We start from the raw sequence: 447 nt of genomic DNA, 5'->3' as shown, positions 1-447 counted from the left end.
GGCCTGCATGGCGTGCAAGTCGGTCGCGAGTGCGGGCGAGATGTGTGCTCCCGCCGCGCGTAGCCCGGCCTCGGCAAACGCCACGGCCTGACGGTACTCCTTCATGTAAACGGACTGGTTGACCAGGAGAGCCATGATGTAGCCGCCGAAGGCCCGGTCGCCGGACGCCTTCGCCAGGCGTAGAGCCTGGTGGAAGTAGCGCTGAGCCAGCCCTTGTCGGTCGGAGTCGTAGGAGCAGATCCCAGCGACCGCGACGAGGCTGCCGACGGCTCGGTGCGGCTCCCGGCCCGTGGAGTCCGAGTACGAGCCGCGCGGCAGGAGCGCCGCCTCACCGTTGAGAAAGGCGAGGATACGCCCTCGGGCGGCGACCCCACCGGCCTTGCGATACATCTCCTCGTAGTGGGTACGCGCGGCGCGTAGTACAGCGACATCATCCCCGTTGACGTG

1 pseudogene is annotated in these 447 nt (G+C 68.2%); it reads right to left on the bottom strand.

Going from position 1 to position 447, the window contains the following annotated elements:
* Positions 1-447, bottom strand: a pseudogene (locus tag DEH69_RS13440) (transcriptional regulator); the annotation flags it as partial.

Source organism: Streptomyces sp. PT12, assembly GCF_003311645.1.
In the GTDB taxonomy this organism is placed as follows: Bacteria; Actinomycetota; Actinomycetes; order Streptomycetales; family Streptomycetaceae; genus Streptomyces.
The sequence above is the reverse complement of the archived record's forward strand: the minus strand, read 5'-3'. Positions and strand labels throughout refer to the sequence as shown.